Annotated in this window: 19 protein-coding genes and 1 pseudogene; 10 read left to right on the top strand and 10 right to left on the bottom strand. The window is 63.6% G+C overall.

The annotated features are described in order from the left end of the window. Nucleotides 1-55: 55 nt before the first annotated feature. The 3 genes from GSQ90_RS25555 to GSQ90_RS25545 all read left to right on the top strand — a co-directional run bounded on the left by GSQ90_RS25555 (nucleotide 56) and on the right by GSQ90_RS25545 (nucleotide 3,119). Nucleotides 56-415, top strand: coding sequence for a cytochrome c (locus tag GSQ90_RS25555; protein ID WP_158817789.1), 360 nt, complete (start codon nucleotides 56-58; stop codon nucleotides 413-415). Beyond that, entirely contained in the window at nucleotides 412-1,377 is a 966-nt protein-coding gene (locus tag GSQ90_RS25550) for an IclR family transcriptional regulator (protein ID WP_158817788.1), read from the top strand. Before GSQ90_RS25555 ends, GSQ90_RS25550 begins: the two co-directional genes overlap by 4 nt. Nucleotides 1,378-1,502: 125 nt before the next feature. Next, on the top strand, nucleotides 1,503-3,119 hold the full coding sequence (locus GSQ90_RS25545; protein WP_158817787.1) for an L-lactate permease: 1,617 nt from the start codon (nucleotides 1,503-1,505) through the stop codon (nucleotides 3,117-3,119). Nucleotides 3,120-3,157: 38 nt separating this feature from the next. Here the strand turns inward: GSQ90_RS25545 and pqqE are convergent, their stop codons facing one another. The 4 genes and pseudogenes from pqqE to pqqA form a co-directional block, all read right to left on the bottom strand. Next, nucleotides 3,158-4,276 (bottom strand): pyrroloquinoline quinone biosynthesis protein PqqE, encoded by a 1,119-nt coding sequence (pqqE, locus tag GSQ90_RS25540; RefSeq protein ID WP_158817786.1) that lies wholly within the window; start codon nucleotides 4,274-4,276, stop codon nucleotides 3,158-3,160. Further along, a pseudogene (pqqC, locus tag GSQ90_RS25530) lies at nucleotides 4,273-5,276 on the bottom strand (pyrroloquinoline-quinone synthase PqqC). The gene pqqE and the pseudogene pqqC overlap by 4 nt, the downstream one beginning before the upstream one ends. Before the next feature lie 8 nt (nucleotides 5,277-5,284). Further along, nucleotides 5,285-6,181, bottom strand: coding sequence for a pyrroloquinoline quinone biosynthesis protein PqqB (gene pqqB, locus GSQ90_RS25525; protein WP_158818173.1), 897 nt, complete (start codon nucleotides 6,179-6,181; stop codon nucleotides 5,285-5,287). Between the two features lie 33 nt (nucleotides 6,182-6,214). Then, the gene (pqqA, locus tag GSQ90_RS32955) at nucleotides 6,215-6,292 is read right to left on the bottom strand and encodes a pyrroloquinoline quinone precursor peptide PqqA (protein WP_371418453.1); all 78 of its coding nucleotides are present in this window, start codon (nucleotides 6,290-6,292) and stop codon (nucleotides 6,215-6,217) included. A 358-nt stretch (nucleotides 6,293-6,650) separates the two neighbouring features. Here pqqA and GSQ90_RS25515 point away from each other — a divergent pair, with 358 nt between their 5' ends. The 4 genes from GSQ90_RS25515 to GSQ90_RS25500 are packed head-to-tail and all read left to right on the top strand — an operon-like array spanning nucleotide 6,651 to nucleotide 11,281. Continuing rightward, entirely contained in the window at nucleotides 6,651-8,087 is a 1,437-nt protein-coding gene (locus tag GSQ90_RS25515; protein ID WP_246731774.1) for an FAD-linked oxidase C-terminal domain-containing protein, read from the top strand. A gap of 8 nt (nucleotides 8,088-8,095) precedes the next feature. Then, nucleotides 8,096-9,280 (top strand): glycolate oxidase subunit GlcE, encoded by a 1,185-nt coding sequence (gene glcE, locus GSQ90_RS25510; protein WP_158818171.1) that lies wholly within the window; start codon nucleotides 8,096-8,098, stop codon nucleotides 9,278-9,280. Nucleotide 9,281: 1 nt separating this feature from the next. After that, nucleotides 9,282-10,604 carry a glycolate oxidase subunit GlcF gene (gene glcF, locus GSQ90_RS25505; RefSeq protein WP_158817782.1) on the top strand — a complete coding sequence of 441 codons (1,323 nt, stop codon included), beginning with the start codon at nucleotides 9,282-9,284 and terminating at the stop codon, nucleotides 10,602-10,604. Next, nucleotides 10,601-11,281: a TIGR02453 family protein gene (locus tag GSQ90_RS25500; RefSeq protein ID WP_158817781.1), complete on the top strand. Its 681-nt coding sequence runs from the start codon at nucleotides 10,601-10,603 to the stop codon at nucleotides 11,279-11,281. Before glcF ends, GSQ90_RS25500 begins: the two co-directional genes overlap by 4 nt. Nucleotides 11,282-11,294: 13 nt before the next feature. Here GSQ90_RS25500 and GSQ90_RS25495 read toward each other — a convergent pair whose 3' ends face one another. The 3 genes from GSQ90_RS25495 to GSQ90_RS25485 form a co-directional block, all read right to left on the bottom strand. After that, complete coding sequence (locus GSQ90_RS25495; protein ID WP_158817780.1) at nucleotides 11,295-11,819, bottom strand: GNAT family N-acetyltransferase; 525 nt, start codon at nucleotides 11,817-11,819, stop codon at nucleotides 11,295-11,297. Beyond that, the gene (locus GSQ90_RS25490) at nucleotides 11,816-12,091 is read right to left on the bottom strand and encodes a DUF1778 domain-containing protein (RefSeq protein ID WP_158817779.1); all 276 of its coding nucleotides are present in this window, start codon (nucleotides 12,089-12,091) and stop codon (nucleotides 11,816-11,818) included. The genes GSQ90_RS25495 and GSQ90_RS25490 overlap by 4 nt, the downstream gene beginning before the upstream one ends. Nucleotides 12,092-12,174: 83 nt before the next feature. After that, nucleotides 12,175-13,041: a LysR family transcriptional regulator gene (locus GSQ90_RS25485; protein ID WP_158817778.1), complete on the bottom strand. Its 867-nt coding sequence runs from the start codon at nucleotides 13,039-13,041 to the stop codon at nucleotides 12,175-12,177. Nucleotides 13,042-13,193: 152 nt separating this feature from the next. Here GSQ90_RS25485 and GSQ90_RS25480 point away from each other — a divergent pair, with 152 nt between their 5' ends. Together GSQ90_RS25480 and aceB are read left to right on the top strand one after the other, a co-directional pair. Continuing rightward, nucleotides 13,194-13,487: a DUF1127 domain-containing protein gene (locus GSQ90_RS25480; RefSeq protein ID WP_158817777.1), complete on the top strand. Its 294-nt coding sequence runs from the start codon at nucleotides 13,194-13,196 to the stop codon at nucleotides 13,485-13,487. Between the two features lie 150 nt (nucleotides 13,488-13,637). Then, entirely contained in the window at nucleotides 13,638-15,245 is a 1,608-nt protein-coding gene (aceB, locus tag GSQ90_RS25475) for a malate synthase A (protein WP_158817776.1), read from the top strand. A 54-nt stretch (nucleotides 15,246-15,299) separates the two neighbouring features. On the opposite strand, the gene GSQ90_RS25470 is transcribed toward aceB, so the two are convergent. The 3 genes from GSQ90_RS25470 to GSQ90_RS25460 all read right to left on the bottom strand — a co-directional run bounded on the left by GSQ90_RS25470 (nucleotide 15,300) and on the right by GSQ90_RS25460 (nucleotide 18,353). Next, nucleotides 15,300-16,616, bottom strand: coding sequence for an MFS transporter (locus tag GSQ90_RS25470; protein WP_158817775.1), 1,317 nt, complete (start codon nucleotides 16,614-16,616; stop codon nucleotides 15,300-15,302). Nucleotides 16,617-16,777: 161 nt separating this feature from the next. Next, nucleotides 16,778-17,638, bottom strand: a complete 861-nt coding sequence (locus GSQ90_RS25465) for a sugar phosphate isomerase/epimerase (protein WP_158817774.1) — start codon at nucleotides 17,636-17,638, stop codon at nucleotides 16,778-16,780. 19 nt (nucleotides 17,639-17,657) lie between these two features. Beyond that, nucleotides 17,658-18,353, bottom strand: a complete 696-nt coding sequence (locus GSQ90_RS25460) for a GntR family transcriptional regulator (protein WP_158818170.1) — start codon at nucleotides 18,351-18,353, stop codon at nucleotides 17,658-17,660. A 392-nt stretch (nucleotides 18,354-18,745) separates the two neighbouring features. Between GSQ90_RS25460 and GSQ90_RS25455 the strand changes: the two genes are divergently transcribed. After that, nucleotides 18,746-19,639, top strand: coding sequence for a dioxygenase (locus GSQ90_RS25455; RefSeq protein WP_158817773.1), 894 nt, complete (start codon nucleotides 18,746-18,748; stop codon nucleotides 19,637-19,639). The last annotated feature ends 28 nt before the right edge of the window (nucleotides 19,640-19,667 follow it).

Below are 19,667 nucleotides of genomic sequence, written 5' to 3'. Positions count from 1 at the left end.
GGCGAAAGCCGGGGCCGTTGTCTTTAGGCCCCGCCTGGCAGGGTTAAGGTGTGCGATGAGATTGACGCGTCCGATACTGGCAAGAGTTGGAGTTTTCACGCTGTCGCTGGCCTTTTTCGTCGCGGGTCCTAGCGGGGCCGGCGCACAGGGCGACGTGAAGGCGGGGCGCGAAAAGGCGCAGAAATGCGAGGCGTGCCACGGTCTCGACGGTCTGTCGAAAATCCCGGAGGCGCCGAGCCTCGCCGGACAGAACGAACAGTACATCAACGAGCAGTTGAACGCCTTCAAATCCGGGGAACGCAAGAACGACATGATGTCGCTGATCGTTCCGACGCTGTCGCCACAGGATATCGAAGATCTCGCCGCCTATTACGCGGCGATCGAAGTCACAGTGGGAAAAATTCCAGGCCAATGAAGCAAGAGGGCAAACGCGCCGCACGGGAGTCTGGCTTTTCTGGCGAACAGGCCGAAACGCCGGCGCCGGACGGCGGCGCGTTGCGCCACAAGAGAACGGCGGAGAGGACTGGCGGCGTCCAGTCGCTCCGACGCGCTCTATCGATTTTGAAAGTGATCGCGGCCGCCGGCGACGGCGTGACATTGACCGAGATCGCGCGCGCCACCGATCTGGCTTCCTCGACGGTCCATCGTCTTCTGACCACTCTCCAGCAAGACCGCTTCATCCAATTCAAGTCGGCCGGCGCGCGCTGGGTGATTGGCGTCGACGCTTTCACCGTCGGCAGCGCCTTTCTGGGCGTGCGGGATATTGCAAGAGGCGCGCGGCCGCTTCTGCGCCGCCTTATGGAGCAAAGCGGCGAGACCGCCAATCTCGCTGTGCTCAGCGAAGACATGGCTGTCTATATGGAGCAAGTGGAGAGCCTGCAGACGGTGCGCGCGATCTGTAAGCCGGGCGGCCGGGTGGTGCTCCACAGCACGTCGCTGGGCAAGAGCATGCTCGCCGCAATGCGGCCGGAGGAAGTCAACCGCATTCTCAATACAAAGGGGATGACCCGCTTCACGCGCAAGACCATCGACACGCCCGCCGGGATGGCGAGCCATCTGAGCGAAGTGCGCGCCGCCGGCTATGCAGTCGACGATGAGGAATATTCGGTGGGCCTGCGCTGCGTGGCGGCCGCGGTGCTGAACGAGCATGGCGACCCGATCGGCGCCATATCGGTGTCCGGCCCGGCGATACGCGTCGCGCGCGAGCGCTTGCCTCAAATCGGCTCCCTCGTGCGCGCCATCGCGAGCGAGTTGACCCTTGAACTCGGCGGAAGGGCCGCCGCTCCGGCCCGGCGCGACATATGGGAAGTTTCGACAACGCGAAACGACGGACAAGCCGCCCCGCGCCGCGCGCCGATCAGAATTTCAAATGTTTGATTGCCCACGCAAACGTGACGGCGGTCAGCGGGATCGCCAGCGGTTTCCGCGACCTTGTTTGCCGTACGCAGGAATAGCGTTACGCTGCGCAAAACACGATACCAACAAATAAAAGGGGGGAGCCCATGTTCCAGCAATTGTTGACGCCCGTGTCGGGAAGCCTCGGCCTTTCGTTTGTTGTGGCGAGCCTACCGATCCTGACCGTACTGATCCTGCTGGGCGCGCTTCGTCGACCCGCCTGGCAGGCCTCGCTCGCAGGCCTGATCGTCGGCCTGATCATCGCCGTCGCGGTCTGGAGCCTGCCGGTCGGGCTGGCGCTCAACGCGGTGTTCAACGGCATCGTCTTCGCGCTCTGGCCGGTCATGTGGATCGTGGTCAATGCGCTGCTGCTCTACAATATCGCGGTGCGCTCGGGACGGTTCGAATCTTTTCGCGCCTGGCTGATCGCCAATCTGCCCAATGACCGCCGCGTGATTCTGGTCGTGGTCGGGTTCTGCTTCGGGGCGTTGCTGGAAGGCGTCGCGGGCTTTGGCACGCCCGTCGCGATCACCAGCTCCTTGCTGATTCTGGTCGGCTTCCCGCCGCTCGAAGCTTTGGTGTTCGTGCTGATCTTCAACACGGCGCCAGTGGCGTTCGGGGCGCTGGGGGCGCCAGTGACCGTGCTTGGCGCGGTGACGGGCCTGCCGGCGACCGCGCTGGGGGCGATGATCGGACGGCAATTGCCTATCATGGCGCTGATCCTGCCGTTTTACGTGATGACTCTCTACGGCGGCCTACGCTCGCTGCGCGCTTTATGGCCGATGCTGCTGGTGGCGGGCGCGAGCTTTGCGCTTTCGCAATTCATCGCCTCGAACTTCCTCGACTACACGCTGACCGACGTGCTCGCTTCGCTCGGCTCGCTGGTCGTCACCTTGCTGTTCCTGCAGGTCTGGCGTCCCGCGCCCGATCCAGAATTCGCCGTCAAGCAAACCGCGCCGGCGGCCCTGAGCGCAGGCGTTTCGACGCCGGCCTGGCAAGGCTGGCTGCCGTGGATCATCGTCTCGGCGGTGGTGATCGTCTGGACATCGTTCAAGATATTCGCGATCGGACAGGCGAGCATCCATTGGCCCGGGCTCGACAACGCCATCTCGATCACGCTTTACAACAACAAGCCTTATGCGGCGGTTTGGGTGTTCCAGCCTCTCGCGACGGGTACCGCCATTCTATTGGCGGCCGTCCTGACGGCGCTGATATTTCAGCTCAGTCCAGCGGCGTTCTTTTCCTGCGTCAGGGACACGATTCGCCAGATCTGGATCGCCGTCGTCACGGTCTGCTGCATTGTCGGCCTCGCCTATCTCATGAATTATGCGGGCCTCGCCTACACATTGGGCCTGGGCGTCGCATCGACCGGGGCCGCCTTCGTCTTGCTGTCGCCGTTCCTTGGCTGGATCGCCGTCTTCCTGTCGGGCAGCGACACCTCAGGCAATGCTTTGTTCGGCAATCTGCAGGTCGTCGCCTCCAAACAGCTCGGGCTCAATCCGCTGCTGTTCGCGGCGACCAATTCGTCGGGCGGCGTCATGGGCAAGATGATCTCGCCGCAGAATATCGCCACCGGCGTCTCGGTGACCGATCTGAAGGGTCAGGAAGGCCTCGTCTTCGCGCGCACCTTCGTGCATAGCGTGGTTTTCACGATCCTGCTCGGCCTGCTCGTCGCCTTGCAGCAATATGTGATCCCATGGGTGATCCCGGTCGTCGCGCCATAACGCAGCCTTCTCCCGAGAATCGGGAGAAGGATTGTTCGTCAGCGCATCTTTTCCATGCGGCGATAGGCATAGGCGGCGGCGCCCAGCGGCGCGCTGTCCCGGCGCGCGATATCGGCCATCATCGCGTGGCGCGGCGACAGATGGCAGGCCGGATCGGTCGCGCGCGCGTCGCCCAATAAGGCGAGCGCCTGGCAGCGGCAGCCGCCGAAATCCACCTCGCGCCACTCGCAACTGCGGCAGGGTTCGCGCATCCATTCCGTGCCGCGAAAGGCGTTGAAGGCGGGAGATTTCTCCCAGATCTCGGCGAGGGAATGTTCGCGCGCATTCCAGAACTCTAGCCCGGGCACGCTTTCGGCGGCGTGGCAGGGCAGCGCCTTGCCGGTCGGCGAGATATTCAGCGTGCGGCGGCCCCAGCCGCCCATGCAGGGCTTTGGCGTGCGCGCGTGATAATCGGGCGCCACATGATCGACAACGATCTTGCCCTCGACCTTGGCGCGCAAGGCCTCGACCTCGCTCCAGGCGGCATCCGCCTCTTCGCGCGAAGGCATCAACTGGGCGCGGTTCTTGAGGCCCCAGCCGTAATATTGGGTGTGGGCGATTTCGACGCGGCGCGCGCCAAGTTCGATCGCCATCTGCACCATGCCCGTCGCGCGCTGAACATTGGCCCGGTGGATCACCGCATTGATCGTCAGCGGAATGCCGGTCGCGACGACCCAGCGCGCGACCTGGAGTTTTTTGGCAAAGGCGCCTTTGTAGCCGGCGATGCGGTCGGCGCTCTCTTCCTCGCAATCCTGGATCGACAATTGCACATGATCGAGCCTGGCTTCGGACAGACGCGCGACACCCGCTTCGCTCAGGCCGATTCCAGAGGTGATGAGATTGGTATAGAGCGAGAGCCGCGCGCAATGGGCGACGATCTCGGTGAGATCGCGCCGCGCCGCCGGCTCTCCCCCGGACAAATGCACCTGCAGCACGCCCAGTTCCGCCGCCTGCGAGAAAATGCGCAGCCAAGCCGCCGTATCGAGCTCGCTGGCGCGCGCATCAAGTTCGAGCGGATTGGAGCAATAGGGGCAGCCGAGTGGGCAAACATGGGTCAGTTCAGCCAGCAGGCCGAGCGGGCTTTCTATCGCGGATTTAATCCTGATCGGCTCGTTCACAGGTCGAGCATCCTCTTGGCGGCAAGATCGGCCAGAAGCGCCCGCACATCGGCCTCGATGCGCTTGGCGTCGCCTTTATAGACCTCGCAAAGCTCTTCGACGAGCTTGTTCAGCGTGCGCGTGCCGTCGCAACGCTCCAGAATGGCCACGGCGACAGCGTCGGCGCGCACCACGCGCTCGGGCGCGAGCAGCACCGTGCCGCCGCGCGCTTCGTCAAACTTCAGCCGGACGCCGCGCGGCAGCCGCGGCCGCGCCTCGCCCGAAATCTCCTCGCCCGCGCTCATGCGCCCTCCCCGCGCCAGGCGCCGGGCGGCACATGGCCTTCGACATAGGCGTGCATCAAAGCGTCGCTCTGCGCCCAAAGCACATCGCATTTGAATTCCAGCGCGCGGAGCACGGCCTGCTGCTGCTCGACGGTGCGGGCGTGCTCCTTGACCCATTCAATGGCGAAGTCTGAGTCGCGCTGCGCCTGCACAGGACGCGCGGTGAAATAGGCCAGCGTCTCTCGGGTGACGAAATCATAATTGGCCAGCATTCCCGAAACGCGTTCGCCGATGATGTTGGACGAGAAGAGTTCGGTCAAAGACGATGCGATCGCCTCAAGCAGCGTTTTGGTGGCGCAGAAATGGATATAGGCCTCCACCGCATAGCGGGTCGTCGGCAGGATGGCGCGGGCCTGGACGACGAGTTCGCGATCGAGCCCGAGACCCTCGGCGAGCTTGATCCAGCGATAGATGCCGCCATCCGCCTCATGTTCGCCGTCGTGATCGATGATGCGCTGGCGCCAGATTCGGCGCAAAGCGGCATCCTCGATGCGCGACAGAATCGTGGAATCCTTCACCGGGATCATCGCCTGGTAATAATAGCGGTTGAGCGCCCAGGCCTGGAGCTGCGTCTTGGTGCAGCGCCCCTCATGCATCAGCCGATGCAGCGGATGCAGATTGTGATAGCGCGTCGCGCCGATCTGGCGCAGCGCCGCCTCCAGTTCTTGCGGGTTCATCAAGGGCGTCAAGGAGCGACCTCCATGCCGTCGAAGGCAAGCTCCCAACCCGCGTCCTCGACAAGACGGCGTTCGGGCGAGCCGGCGACCAGAGCGGGGTTGGAATTGTTGATGTGAATGAAAATCTTGCGACCGACTCTGGCGTCGGCGAAACGCTGCAGCGCGCCATCGGGACCGGACATCGGCGTGTGACCCATGCGCTGGGCGGTTTTCTGCGAAAGGCCATGCGCGATCATCTCGTCATCCGTGAAGGTCGTGCCGTCAAAGAACAGAACATCGGCCCCTTCGACGCGCTGGAGCAGCGCTTCCGTCACCTGCGCGCAGCCTGGCGCATAGACGATGCGCTTGCCATCCGCGCGAAATTCAAGACCGACCGTCGTCTCGCTCTCGCCGCCGATCTCGACATGATCGCCCTCCAGCCACAGAGCGACCTTGCCCGGCAAGGGAAAAGCGGCGACTTCGAGCCCGTCGAGCGGCGCGAAAGGCATGTCCAGCGCGACCGCCTTGCGTTCGACGCAATCGGCGGCCATCACATTGAAGATCGCATTGGCGCGCAGCATTTCAAGCGTCCCGGCGGTGGCGTGCAACGTAAACGCTTGCCGCTCGCGCAGCGTCAGAAGCCCGGCGATATGATCGACATCGGCATTGGTGACGATCACATGCTTGATCGGGTTGTGACGCAAGCCATGCGGATGCAAAGCGGGGGTTGCGACAATCTGCTGGCGCAGATCGGGCGAGGCGTTGACGAGCGCAAAGCTCTCGCCATCAAGCGTCACCGCCAGGCTGGATTGGGTGCGCCTCGCCACGCGCGCATCGCCAGACCACGCCAAAGCGCAAACCGGACACGCGCAATTCCACTGCGGCACGCCGCCGCCGGCCGCCGATCCCAGCACAAAGACGCGCAGGCTCAAGAGCTTTGCCGACCATGCGGCCACCGGTCAGAGGCGAGCGGACGCGTAGCTCGTGACTTCCATGCCGATTTCAATTTCGCAAATGCTCGGGCTTGTCCAATTCATCGCTTCCTCCATCAGACCTGCGCGGTCATTGTCGGGCGTCTGCGCCGAGGCGAAAATAGCATGACAGGCGGGACGGCGCCAAGGCGCGGGATGGGCTCGCCAGCGCGCTGAGAACCCTTCTCCCGCTTGGCGCGAGAAGGTGGCCTTCGCGTAAGCGAAGGTCGCGGACGAATGCTTTGCATTCGCCTTGGGATGAGGGCGGCGAAGCTGGGCGCCGCAGAAAAAGGGCCATCACGCCGAGAGGCCCTCATCCGGCCGGCTCCGCCGGCCACCTTCTCCCGCGAAGCGGGAGAAGGATTAGCGCTGCGCATTTGTTCAGAAATGCGCTAAGATTCCCTCTTCGTTTTGGAGCCCCGCCTTGTCGCAGATCGCGTTTCCAACACCCGAGCCCGGCATCATCGAACGGCGGGACTCGATCCTGGCCGGTCTCGCCGCGCTTTTGCCGATGGGATCGCTCATCACGCAGGAAGACGAACGCCGCGCTTTCGAGACCGATGCGCTGACGGCCTATCGCCGCCTGCCGCTTGCCGTCGCCCTGCCGACCTCGACCGAGGAAGTCTCGCGCGTCCTGAAATATTGCCGCGACGCCGGGATCTATGTCGTGCCGCGCGGCGCCGGCACTTCGCTTTCGGGCGGCGCCATTCCGCAGGAAGACGCCATCGTCGTCGGCCTCTCCAAGATGAGCCGGATTATCGAAATCAACCTGACCGATCGTTATGCGCGCGTGCAGGCCGGCGTCACCAATCTGGCGATTTCGGAAGCGGTCGTCGCCGATGGCTTCTTCTACGCCCCCGATCCCTCCTCGCAACTCGCCTGCACGATCGGCGGCAATATCGGTATGAATTCGGGCGGCGCACATTGCCTTAGATATGGCGTGACGACGAATAATATTCTGGGCGTCACGCTTGTGACTCTCGATGGCGAAATCATCGAGCTCGGCGGCGCGCATCTGGATTCCGGCGGGCTCGACCTGCTCGGCCTGATGGTCGGCTCGGAGGGCCAGCTTGGAATCGTGACGGAGGCGACCGTCCGCCTGCTGCGCGCGGCCGAAGGGGCGCGCCCCGTGCTGTTCGGTTTCGATTCGGCGGAGGATGCGGGCCAATGCGTCGCCGCGATCATCGGCGCCGGCCTCATCCCCGTCGCGATGGAATATATGGACAGGCTCGCCATCGAGATTTGCGAAGGCTTCGCCCATGCCGGCTATCCCCTCGATGTCGAGGCGATGCTGATCATCGAAGTCGAAGGCAGCGAGGCCGAAATGGAGGCGCAGCTCGCCAAAATCAACGCCATCGCCACGGCGCATGGCGTCAAGGTCATCCGCGAATCCATGTCGGCGATGGAGAGCGCGCTGATCTGGAAGGGCCGCAAATCGGCTTTCGGCGCGACGGGGCGGATCGCCGATTATATCTGCATGGACGGTACCGTGCCGACCAGCCGCTTGCCCGAAGCGTTGAGGCGGACAGGAGAAATCGTCGCCTCCTATGGCCTGCGCGTCGCCAATGTCTTTCACGCCGGCGACGGCAATATGCATCCGCTGGTCCTCTACAACGTCAATGACGAAGCCGAACAGGCCAAGGCCGAGGCGGCGGGCAATGAATTGCTCAAGCTTTGCGTCGATCTCGGCGGCTGTCTCACCGGCGAACATGGCGTCGGCATCGAAAAACGCGATCTGATGCCCCATCAGTTCAACCCGCAAGATCTCGCCCAGCAAATGCGCGTGCGCGCCGTGTTCGACCCCGACTGGCGCCTCAACCCCGCCAAGGTGTTTCCGCTGGCGGGGAGAGTTTTGGCGTGACGCAACGCATGGTCGAAACGCTGAATCCGGCCTCCGAGGCCGAGGCCGCGCAACTCGTACTGGAGGCGCGCGCCAAGGGGCGAAAGCTCGATATTGTCGGCGGCGGCACGCGCGCCGGTCTTGGACGTCCGTCCCATGCCGACACAGCGATCAGCACGGCGAAAATGGCGGGAATCGCCTTCTACGAGCCCGCCGAAATGGTCATCTGCGCGGAGGCGGGAACGCCGGTTCGCGAAATCGAGGCTTTGATCGCGCAGCGCGGGCAAATGCTGCCGTTCGAACCGATGGATCATCGCGGCCTCTATGGAACGCCGGGCGAGCCGACGATTGGCGGCTTGGTCGCGGGCAATATTTCGGGCCCGCGCCGCATCAGCGCCGGCGCCGCGCGCGACGCGCTGATCGGCCTGCGCCTCGTCAACGGACGCGGCGAGATCATCAAGAACGGCGGCCGCGTGATGAAGAACGTCACCGGGCTCGATCTCGTGAAGTTGAACTGCGGCGCCCAGGGCACGCTCGGGCTCGTGACGCAGGCCACGTTCAAGCTGCTGCCCAAGCCCGAATGCGCGGCGAGCATCGTCATCCGGCGGCTGGACGACAAGCGCGCCATCGAAGCTCTATCGATCGCGCTGGGCTCGCCTTTCAGCGTGAGCGGCGCGGCGCATATTTCGGCCGGCATGGGGCGCGAATTTCCGCGAACCTTCCTGCGCATCGAAGGCTTTCGCGCTTCCGTCGACTATCGCATCGCTTCGCTGCTCGCGCTGCTGGAGCCGTTCGGCGCCAAGCATGCATTGGAGGACGAATATTCCGAGCGGATCTGGCGCGCCATCGGCGACGCAACGTTTCTCACGACCCCAGAGGAATTGGCCATCTGGCGCGTCAGCCTCGCGCCTTCCAAAGCGGCTGATTTCGTCGCGCGGGTTGGCGCGCATGCGCAGGCGCATTTCTACGATTGGGGCGGCGGCCTTGTCTGGCTCAGCAGCGAGGCCACGCCCGACGCCGCCGCCACGATACGCGCCGCGCTGGCGCCCTTGGGCGGGCATGCGACGCTTGTGCGGGCTCCGCAAGAATTGCGCGAGACGATCGATGTGTTCGAGCCGCTGTCCGCACCACTGATGCAGATCACCAAGGGCGTCAAGACGAGCTTCGATCCGGACGGCGTGTTCAACGCCGGGCGCATGTACGCAGGGGTGTGAGATGCAGACCAACTTCTCCCCCACCCTGCTCGCCGACCCGCATATGCAGGCGTCGGAAAAAGTCATCCGCTCCTGCGTCCATTGCGGTTTTTGCACCGCGACCTGTCCGACCTATCTGCTGCTCGGCGACGAGCTCGACAGTCCGCGCGGCCGCATCTATCTCATCAAGGATATGCTCGAAAACAACCGGCCGCCGCCGGCCGAGGTTGTCAAGCATGTCGATCGGTGTCTCTCGTGCCTGGCCTGCATGACGACCTGCCCGTCAGGCGTCCATTACATGCATCTCGTCGATCACGCGCGCGCCTATATCGAAGCGAGCTATCAGCGCCCGCTCGCCGACCGCCTGATGCGCGCGACGCTTGCCCGCGTCCTGCCGTCACGCAACCTGTTTCGCGCGGCGCTGCTGATGGCGCGGATCGGCAGGCCGCTGGCGCCCGTCGTCGCGCGCATTCCGAAACTCGGCGCGCGGCTGACAGCCATGCTGGCGCTTGCCCCCGCGCAATTGCCCGCGCGCGTCGCCACCGAAGGCCCTGGCGCCTTTCCCGCCGCGACGGCGCACGGCAAACGCCGCCGCGTCGCGCTACTGACTGGCTGCGCCCAAGCGGTGCTGGCGCCGCAGATCAACGCCGCGACGATCCGGCTGATCAACCGCGCCGGAATCGATGTCGTTCTGCCCAAGGGCGAGGCCTGCTGCGGCTCGCTGACCCATCATATGGGGCTGGAGGCGCGCTCATTGGCCCAGGCCCGCGCCAATATCGACGCCTGGACGCGAGAAATCGAGGACGGCGGCCTTGAGGCGATCGTCGTCACGGCGTCCGGCTGCGGCACCACGATCAAAGACTATGGTTTCATGCTGCGCGACGATCTGCTTTACGCCGAAAAGGCGGCGCGCATTTCGGCGCTCGCCAAGGACGTGACAGAATATCTCAGCGGTCTCGATCTGACCTTCGCCCATCCGAACGGGCTTATCGTCGCCTATCATTCGGCTTGCTCGATGCAGCATGGGCAGAAGATCATGAACGAGCCCAAGGCGCTGCTGCGCCGCGCGGGCTTTGTTGTGCGCGATGTGCCCGAAGGCCATATCTGCTGCGGCTCGGCGGGCACCTATAATATCCTGCAGCCGGAAATCGCCGGGCAATTGCGCGCGCGCAAAGTCGCCAATATCGCGCGCGTGAAGCCCGACATCATCGCCGCCGGCAATATCGGCTGCATCACGCAAATCGCGGGGGGAACAGCGATCCCGATCGTTCACACCGCCGAACTGCTCGATTGGGCCTGCGGCGGGCCGAGGCCGCAGGGCGCGCCGGAGAGGAAGCCAGCATGAGTTTCAAAGGATTTGGCGCCGACGCGCTGCCCTTCTTCAAGGCGCTCGGCTTCCATCAGACGAAGGAATGGTTCGACGAGAATCGCGCGACTTATGAATCTCAGATCAAGGCGCCGTTCGGCGACCTCATCGAAGACCTGTCCGCCGCCTTCGCCAAAGCGGGCGTGCCGCTAAAGGGCGACCGCAAGGCCTCGCTGTTTCGCCTCAATCGTGACATCCGCTTCGCCAAGGACAAGAGCCCTTACAAGACCCATGCCGGCGCTGTGCTGACGCGTGGCGGCGCCAAGAACGACAAAGGGCTTTTCTACATCCATATCGCGCCCGACGGATGCTTTGTCGCGGCGGGCTTCTATCACCCCGAGCCCGACGATCTCGCCCGGCTGCGGCGCGCCATCGCGCGCGCGCCGAAGGATTACGAGAAGGTGATGAAAGGGCTTGATAAGGCCGGGATCGGCATGAGGGACGACGAGAGCCTGACGCGGCTGCCGCGCGGCTTCGAGACGGTGACCGACCCCAAGATCGCCGCGGCGGTGATGAAGAAGTCCTTCATCGGCTCAAAGCCGATCGCGGCGGCGCGGCTCGCCAAGCCAGCCTTGATCGACGACCTCGTCGCCTTCGGCAAACAGGCGCTGCCGTTGCTGCAATGGGGCTGGGGTGCGGTTGTCGACGAGCGGTGAGGTCAAACGCGCGCTATCCGTCTCGTCGGAGCAAAGCCGTTCGAACGGTCGCGAATGGCAACACCAGCGACAGGGAAGCATCGTGCAATCGAACAGCTCCATAGCCCTCATACCAAGCCACGGCTTGATCGTCCTTGGCGTCGATCAGCAACGCGACGCCGCCAACCTCCTCCGCGACCGCTATGCAGCGCTCTGCGGCGCGTAGAAGCAATCCACCGCCCAATCCCCTTCCCTGTGAGGAGCGATCGACAGCCAAACGGCCGAGTCGGAATACCGGAACTTCGTATCTCGCAAGGCCGCGGCGAGCGACGTCAGGCGTGCGAGCATAATCGAGCGACGCCGGGCTCAACGAATAGAAGCCGAGGATTTGCGCGGACGCAGCCTCCGTAACCGCCACAAAAGTTTTCGCCCCGCCGCTCTCGTGATTCTGCCGTGCAAACCGCGCCAAATACAGATTGAGATCGTCGACGCCGCAATCGAAATCTTTGCGATTGTGATGCTTGCCGATCGCGACATCTTGCCAAGCGATCGCGGTCACGGAAGAGTCTGAGCAGCCTTCGCGGCGCGCGCCAAGCGAACGGACGGAGCAGGCGGATTCTCAAGCAGATCAAGAACGCGCAATGTATCTCGATCCGACAAAACAACCCGCCCCGCATTTTTGACAACGGATCGAGCTTTCGGTAGCACGGTACGTAAAATGAAGCCTGTGAGGTCGAGCCTCTCCAAGGCGGCGGCGCGCGTGAGCAACGCTTTGTCGTCGGGCCGGATTCGAAGATCGATCCGATCATTCTCGATCGCGATGCGCGCCATCTCGAACTCCTTTTCCAGCTAACATACCGTACGGATTGAACCCTGACAACGATGATCTGTGACGATCGAGCCGCGGGCGTCCCTCACGCCGCCGCCGCTTGCTTCAATTCTCCGATCGTCGCGCGGATCGCGTCCGCCAGGGCGGCGGCTTCGTGGGACTGGTGGCCGGGGGCGCGGATGAGGCCCATGCGCGATGTCGGCAGGTGGGGCAGGCCAAATTCCGGCCCGAGCACGCGCAAATCGGCAGGCACCGTGCCGAGCGGCAGGATCGTCACGGCGAGGCCCGCGCGCACGACCGGCGCGATCGCCGAATAATTATTCGAGGCGAGCAGCGGCCGGGTGGCGCGATTGCAATTGCGCAGCGCCTCTTCCGCCACTTTGCGCCAGACGCAGATCGTGCTGGACAAGGCCAGCGGCAAAGGCGCATCGGGAGCGTGCTGGAACCGCTTTGAAGCGACCCAAACCAGCCGATCCTCGCGGATGACTTCGACGTCCTGCATGCCCTCGGTGTCCGTGACGACGGCAAGGTCGAGCGCGCGCGCGCGCACCGCCGGCGCCAGCGACATCGAGGCGTCGCATACGACAGAGGTTTCGACGAGGGGATGGCGCTGGCAAAAGCGCGTCAGAATGTCGGCGAGGAAGAATTCGGTATAATCGTCCGGTATGCCCAGCCTGACGCGGCCGCTAAGCCCCTTGCGCGACAAAGCCGCCATCGCCCCCGCCTCAATCTGCATCATGCGGCGCGCGAAATCGATCAGTTTCTCGCCCTCTTCGGAGAGGCGGGCGCCGCGGCCCTGTTTGACGAAAAGCGCGCAGCCAAGCTGCTCCTCAAGCCGGCGCACATGCATGGAGACGGCCGATTGCGTCTTGTTCACGCGCTCGGCGGCGCGGGTGAAGGAACCGGTGTCGACAATGGCGAGGAAGGAACGGAGCTGGTCGGTGTCGAGCATGACGAATGATCCTGAAACGCGATGGGTTACTCTACAAACATTCGTTGGACCGATCAATAGAAATTCGGCATATTCAGGGCATCAACAAACGAGACCGACGCGCAGCGCCTCTTGGCGGCGGACGGGATCGCTTTGCCCGAAGGAGAAGTCCGATGAATAGTTTCGCCCCCACCTGCCCCGACGACGGCCGGAGCCATCGCCCCCTGCTGTCAGCCCTTGGCGCCGGGATTGTGCGCGCGGTGCTGTGGCCTTCGCGCGTCCTTGAAGCCAGGCGCACGCTTTCGCAGCTTGCCGGCCTTTCCGAATATGAGCTGCGCGACATCGGTCTTTCCCGCCAGGACCTGGTCGATTTCACGGCCCGGCCGCTCGACGAAGACCCGACGCCGCATCTGGCCGATTCCCGCGCCGCTCGGGCGCGGACGGCGCGCCACAGCGTGCACGGCTGAACGCCCGCGACAAGCGCCGCCCCGGCCGAGCCGGAGCGGCGCATTTGACGTGCGCCTCCCGCTTTCGTGACGCCGGGGGCCCTCCACATCGCCGCAAAATGCTCTATACGACGTGCCCAAGCCGCTTTTGATGCGGCAAAGAGGGCGCCAATGAGCATTTCCACCCTGATCGATCCCGCCGCCGGCGTTGCGGTCCTTGGTCCGCAGGGGCCGCGTTTCGACGAAATCCTGACCCCGGCCGCCCTCGCCTTTCTCGCCGGGCTGCATCGCAGCTTCGACGCGCGCCGGCGCGAATTGCTGGACAAGCGCGCCGCGCGCCAGAAGCTGTTCGACGCGGGCGAAACGCCGGATTTTCTCAGCCAGACCCGGGCGATCCGCGACAGCGACTGGCGGGTCGCCGACATCCCCGCCGATCTTCTCGACCGCCGCGTCGAAATCACCGGCCCGGTCGACCGCAAGATGATCGTCAATGCGTTGAATTCCGGCGCCAAAGTGTTCATGGCCGATTTCGAGGACGCCACTTCCCCCGTCTACGCCAATATGATCGAGGGCCAGATCAACCTTAGAGACCGCTGGGCCGGCAAGATCGATTTCACCGATGCGGGCAACGGCAAGAGCTACAGGCTCGGCGCCGATCCCGCCGTGCTGATGGTGCGCCCGCGCGGCTGGCATCTTCCCGAGCGCCATGTCACCGTCGATGGCGAGGAAATGTCGGGCGCTTTGTTCGACTTCGGCCTCTATGTCTTCCACAACGCCAAGGCGCAGATCGCGCTGGGCGCGACGCCGGCTTTCTACCTGCCCAAGATGGAGAGCCATCTCGAGGCGCGGCTGTGGAACGATGTGTTTCTGTTTGCGCAGGAAAAGCTCGGCGTCGCCGCCGGAACTTTCAAGGCGACGGTGCTGATCGAAACGCTGCCCGCCGCTTTCGAGATGGATGAAATCATCTACGAATTGCGCGACCATATGGCCGGCCTCAATTGCGGCCGCTGGGACTATATTTTTTCCTATATCAAACGGCTCGGCAAGAATGCGAAGTTCCTGACGCCCGACCGCGCGGCGATGACGATGGGCAAGGCGTTTCTTGCGAGCTATTCGCTGCTGCTGATCAAGACCTGCCATCGGCGCGGCGCTTTCGCGATGGGCGGCATGGCTGCGCAGATCCCGGTCAAGGGCGACCCAAAGGCCAACGAGGCCGCCTTCGCCAAAGTGCGCGCCGACAAGGAGCGCGAGGCGACCAACGGCCATGACGGCACCTGGGTCGCCCATCCCGATCTCGTGCCGGTGGCGCGCGAAGTGTTCGACCGGCTGATGCCTGGACCCAATCAGCTCGGCGTCAAACGCGACGATGTCGCCGTCACGCGCGAAGAGCTGCTGCAGGTGCATGAAGGCGTGCGCACCGAGGGCGGCCTGCGCGAAAACATGCGCGTCGGCGTGCAATATATCGAGGCCTGGCTGCGCGGCCGCGGCGCCGTGCCGCTCTACCATCTGATGGAGGACGCCGCGACGGCGGAAATCTCGCGCGCCCAGATCTGGCAATGGCTGAAGCTCGCCGCCCACCTCGACGACGGCCGCGTGGTGACGCCGGCTCTATTCACATCGGTCTATGCCGACGAAATGGCCAAAGTGCGCGAAAGCGTCGGCGCGACCGCCTATGAATCAGGGCGTTTCGGCGACGCGATCAAGCTCTTCTCCGACATGTCGCTGAGCGCCGACTTCGAGGAATTCCTGACGCTGCCGGCCTATCGGCTGTTGGGGTGAGGCGGAGCAAGACTACAGAAGCGCGGGCCGCCGCCATACAAAGCTCGCGAAGAATCAATCCATCTCGATGCGCCTTACATCGCCGAGGATGAAAATATACGACAGTGCGCCGATCAGCGCGATGGCGCCGACGAAGGCGAGGGCGCCAACGAAAGAGCCGGTCGCGTTGACGATGAAGCCGATCGCCAATGGCGTGACGATGCCGGCGAGATTGGAGGCGAAGTTGAACAGGCCGCCCGTCAGGCCCATGAGCTTTTTCGGCGCGATGTCCGAGATCAGCGTCCAGCCCAGCCCGACCATGCCCTGCCCGAAGAAGGCGATTGACAAGACGGCGATGACGGCGGAATCGCTGCCGACATAATTAGCGGCGACGATACAGGACGCGAGCAGCAACCCCGCGATGATCGGCAGCTTGCGCGCGATATTGGCCGAGCCCGTCGCGGTAAGCAGTTTGTCCGAAACGACGCCGCCCGCGATCACGCCGATCGCCGCGGCGATGAAGGGCATGATGGCGAAGAAGCCGACCTTGACCCATCCCATGTGACGCTCGTTGGCGAGATAGGTCGGGAACCAGGTGAGGAAGAAAACAAGCGTCGAATTGCCCGCGAACTGGCCGATGCCGGCGCCCCATATCTGACGATAAGAGAGGAGCCGCCCGACATTCTCCCAGGAGAACGGGACCTTATCCACCGCCTCCTTGGCGAGGCCGCCGCCGACGGCGATATAGTCCAGTTCCGCCTGGTTCGCCGACCGGCTGTCGGCGGGTTCGCAATAGCAAAACCACCAGACGGCGCCGAAGGCGATGCCAGCGACGCCGACCACGATGAACAAGGCGTGCCAGCTCCACTGACTCATGATCCAGAACAGTAGCGGGCTGAACAAAGCCAAGCCGACATATTCGCCCACCGTATAGACGCCGGTCGCGCGAGCACGCTCGGATTGGGGAAACCAGGCGCCGACGATGCGGCTATTGGTGGGAAAGCACGGCGCTTCGGAGACGCCGAGACCGAAGCGGAAGAACAACAGCGAATAGAGTCCTGTCGCTAGGGATTGCAGGAGCGTAAACAGCGACCAGAAAGTGATCGACAGGAAATAGGTCAGCTTCGACCCGAACCTGTCGAGAAACACGCCGCCGGGAATCTGCGCAATCGCATAGGTCCAGGAAAAGGCCGAGAACACCACGCCCATGGCGGTCGCGTCGATGCCGAGATCTTTGGTCAGCGACGGCGCTGCGATACCAAGAACCGTGCGATCGAGGTAATTGATCATCGTGCCGACAGCGAGCAGAGCGAGGATGCCGAACCGAACATAGGTGCGGCTTTGGGGCCGCGTCGCGGAAAGTGGGGCCGCAGCCGCCATTGGATTGCTCATGGACGCATCTCCCTGTTTTCTCTTGTGTTGGCCATCCGTGATCGCTTGGTCCGGAAAGCTTCCTTCGTCTTTTGCCTATCGCCCGCTCCTTGCCGTCATCAATCAAACGCGCAAGCCTTTGCGGGGCGAGCGGATAGCCTTGCGCGTTTCCTTGCTCATTCCTATCCGGCGCTTGTCGCCCCTCCATGGCCATCGGCGGCGTCGCGGCAGACCCTGAACAGGCGCTGCGTCGCCTCAAAGATACGTCGCGCATGGCGTTCGGGCGAAGTTTCACCGGCGATCGGTACTTCCACGGAAAGCACGACCGTTTCTGGAAGCGCCGCCAGCAGTTCCCGCAAAGGCAGGTCGCCCTCGCCGGGCGGCAGTCGTCCCGATCGCGCCTCTTGAATGATCGCTGTCTCGGTGGGCGGGCGCGTTGCAGGCGCGTCGCATAATTGCGCGCTTCGGATCAGGCTGGCTGATGCGCTCCTCACATCCGCCGGCGACCCGCCGGTGCGCGCAAGATGCAGGGCGTCGACGAGCGCACCCCCGTTCGGGCGGTCCGCCGCCGTTACGATCCGCACCGCGTCGAGGAAGCTCGCGACCTTGCGCCACGCCATGCCTTCGAGATCGACGCCCATGCCAAAGGGCGCCGCGAGATCGCAGAGCGCGGCGAAATTGGCGATGAGACGGGACCGATCCGGGTCGTCGCCGCAAAGGCTGAGACGTCTGGCCCCAAGCTCCGCGGCGCTTTCCAGCACCGGCTTCAGGCTTTCCGGCTCAAAGCCGGCGTCGATGGTCACAAATTCAATATCGTAGACGGTCAGGCCGGCGCCAGCGAGGCGGGCGCGCATGTCGCGTATAAGCGCGCTTCCCGGCGCGATCTCGTAAAAGGGCGCCCCGGGAAAGGCGGGATAGAGCCTCAGCCCGACGGCGGCGTAACCGACGCGCGCCGCCATCTCGACAAAGCTTGCCGGCTCCACATTGATCGTCGTAAAATGCGCGATGCCGAGCGGCGGCGGCGACGCGTGGCGGAGATTCATGGGTTCGCGTTTCCCCTGATCACGGCTGAAGCTGGTCGGACAGGCGGGTGCGCAGATTGGCGCCTGTGCGCAGAATGTGCGCACGCAGGCTGGCGCAGGCATATTCGGAATCGCGCGCGACGGCGCCCTGGGCGATCTCGCTATGCTCGGCCGCGACATTCCGGTCGCCGCCCCGCGCGATGAGAAAAACGCGGCGATAGCGGTCGTTCAGATTGTGCAGCATAAGGCAAAAATTAAGCAGCAACGGCATCGCGCAACCCGCCAGAAGAATCATGTGGAAATCGCGATGGGCGTGTTCCCAGGCGCGCAATGTCGCGGGATCGGCGGGGTCGCGCGCGATGCCATTCATCTGATGCAAGGCGCGCATGACCTCGCTTTCCCATTTCAGATCGCCGGCCGCAATCGCGGCCGATAGCGCGAGGCTCTCGAATTCGACGCGCAGCCGCGTGATCTCGGCCAAATTGCTCAATGAGACCGGCGCGACGGAGTAACCGCGGTTATCCTGAAGTTCGACGAGCCCCAAGGCGATCAGGCGCGCCAGCGCCTCCCGCAGCGGACTAAGACTGACGTCGAATTGGCGCCGGACAATTTCGAGATTGATCTTCGAACCCGGCGTCAACTCGCCCGACAGGATCGCTTCGCGCAGACGGTCGACCAGTCGCGAAGCTTTCGTGTTGCCGGCCTCGTCGGATCCGGCGCCTGGCGGCCCACGCATTGTCAACGTGATCGGGCGGACCGCAAGGGTCGACCTCGACCCGGGCGGCGGAACGATCCCCAGCGCCTCAGGCGCGTTGTTCATGAGCAGTCTTTCGCCCGCTGTCGAGCCAATCCGGCCGCCATCTCAGACATTCCCGCCCCCGAATGCGTATTTCATCGGACCGCAAAATAATCGATATAAGGTACAATAAACGATTATTATTGTCAAATTATTGTCGCGACTGATAAGCCTGAGAAAGCGAACGATGGCCTTCCGTGACAAAAATTCGTTTAATATCAAATTAATAACATGATGATCGACATTCAAACTCTCAGGCCACAAGGATCCAACTCGACGTTCACTTGACATATAATCGATTATTTGTGAGACGATCGCTTCGGGAGGAAGTGATGATCATCAGGACCTTGGACGACGTCACGTCCGACGCGCTCGCCGCGATGGAGCGCGGCGCGAACCCTCGCTTGCGCGAAATCATGACGTCGCTGATCAAGCATCTGCACGGATTCATCCGTGACGCGAGGCTGACCGAAATCGAGTTTCGCGAGGCCGCCGCCATCCTCAGCGAGATGGGCAAGCTGACGACGGACACGCATAACGAATTCGTGCTGATGGCGGGCTCACTCGGCGCGTCCTCTCTCGTCTGCCTCCTCAACAATGGCGAAGATGGCAATGCGGAGACGTCACAATCGCTGCTTGGCCCGTTCTGGCGGCTGAATTCACCGCACGTCGCCAATGGCGGCGCGATCATTCGATCGGATACGCCGGGAGCCTCCTTGCTGGTCAACGCACGCGTGTTGGATCAGGCTGGCGAACCGATCGCCGGCGCCGAAGTCGACATCTGGCACGCCTCGCCCATTGGCCTCTATGAGAATCAAGACCCCGAACAGGCTGACATGAATCTGCGCGGCAAGTTCACCACCGATGACGACGGCCGTTTCTGGTTCACGACGGTCAAAATGGTCGGCTACCCCATTCCGACCGACGGCGTCGTCGGACGGCTTCTGAAAGCACAGAACCGGCATCCCTATCGCCCGGCGCACCTGCATGCCCTTATCGTCAAGCCAGGCTTCAAGGTCCTGATCTCGCAGGTCTACGATCCCGAGGACCCGCATATCGACACCGACCCGCAATTTGGCGTCACGAAGGCGCTTTTGGGCGACTATCTGCGTCACGACGCGCCGCACCCGTCGGACGCCAGAATCCGCTCGCCATGGTATTCCCTGGATTACACCTACGTCATGGAGCCGGGCGAGGCGATATTACCCAAGCCGCCGATCAAATAGCCCGACAGCTCCCTTTTATTTTTCATGC

The sequence above is a fragment of the Methylocapsa sp. S129 genome, assembly GCF_009765995.1.
Taxonomy (GTDB): domain Bacteria; phylum Pseudomonadota; class Alphaproteobacteria; order Rhizobiales; family Beijerinckiaceae; genus Roseiarcus.
This window is presented reverse-complemented; position numbering and strand designations above follow the sequence as displayed.

Coding starts and splice junctions, on each gene's coding strand:
- GSQ90_RS25555 (WP_158817789.1), top strand. CDS start 56: ATGAGATTGACGCGTCCGATACTGGCAAGAGTTGGAGTTTTCACGCTG.
- GSQ90_RS25550 (WP_158817788.1), top strand. CDS start 412: ATGAAGCAAGAGGGCAAACGCGCCGCACGGGAGTCTGGCTTTTCTGGC.
- GSQ90_RS25545 (WP_158817787.1), top strand. CDS start 1,503: ATGTTCCAGCAATTGTTGACGCCCGTGTCGGGAAGCCTCGGCCTTTCG.
- pqqA (WP_371418453.1), bottom strand. CDS start 6,292: ATGAATTGGACAAGCCCGAGCATTTGCGAAATTGAAATCGGCATGGAA.
- glcE (WP_158818171.1), top strand. CDS start 8,096: ATGGTCGAAACGCTGAATCCGGCCTCCGAGGCCGAGGCCGCGCAACTC.
- glcF (WP_158817782.1), top strand. CDS start 9,282: ATGCAGACCAACTTCTCCCCCACCCTGCTCGCCGACCCGCATATGCAG.
- GSQ90_RS25500 (WP_158817781.1), top strand. CDS start 10,601: ATGAGTTTCAAAGGATTTGGCGCCGACGCGCTGCCCTTCTTCAAGGCG.
- GSQ90_RS25490 (WP_158817779.1), bottom strand. CDS start 12,091: ATGGCGCGCATCGCGATCGAGAATGATCGGATCGATCTTCGAATCCGG.
- GSQ90_RS25485 (WP_158817778.1), bottom strand. CDS start 13,041: ATGCTCGACACCGACCAGCTCCGTTCCTTCCTCGCCATTGTCGACACC.
- GSQ90_RS25480 (WP_158817777.1), top strand. CDS start 13,194: ATGAATAGTTTCGCCCCCACCTGCCCCGACGACGGCCGGAGCCATCGC.
- aceB (WP_158817776.1), top strand. CDS start 13,638: ATGAGCATTTCCACCCTGATCGATCCCGCCGCCGGCGTTGCGGTCCTT.
- GSQ90_RS25470 (WP_158817775.1), bottom strand. CDS start 16,616: ATGAGCAATCCAATGGCGGCTGCGGCCCCACTTTCCGCGACGCGGCCC.
- GSQ90_RS25465 (WP_158817774.1), bottom strand. CDS start 17,638: ATGAATCTCCGCCACGCGTCGCCGCCGCCGCTCGGCATCGCGCATTTT.
- GSQ90_RS25460 (WP_158818170.1), bottom strand. CDS start 18,353: ATGCGTGGGCCGCCAGGCGCCGGATCCGACGAGGCCGGCAACACGAAA.
- GSQ90_RS25455 (WP_158817773.1), top strand. CDS start 18,746: ATGATCATCAGGACCTTGGACGACGTCACGTCCGACGCGCTCGCCGCG.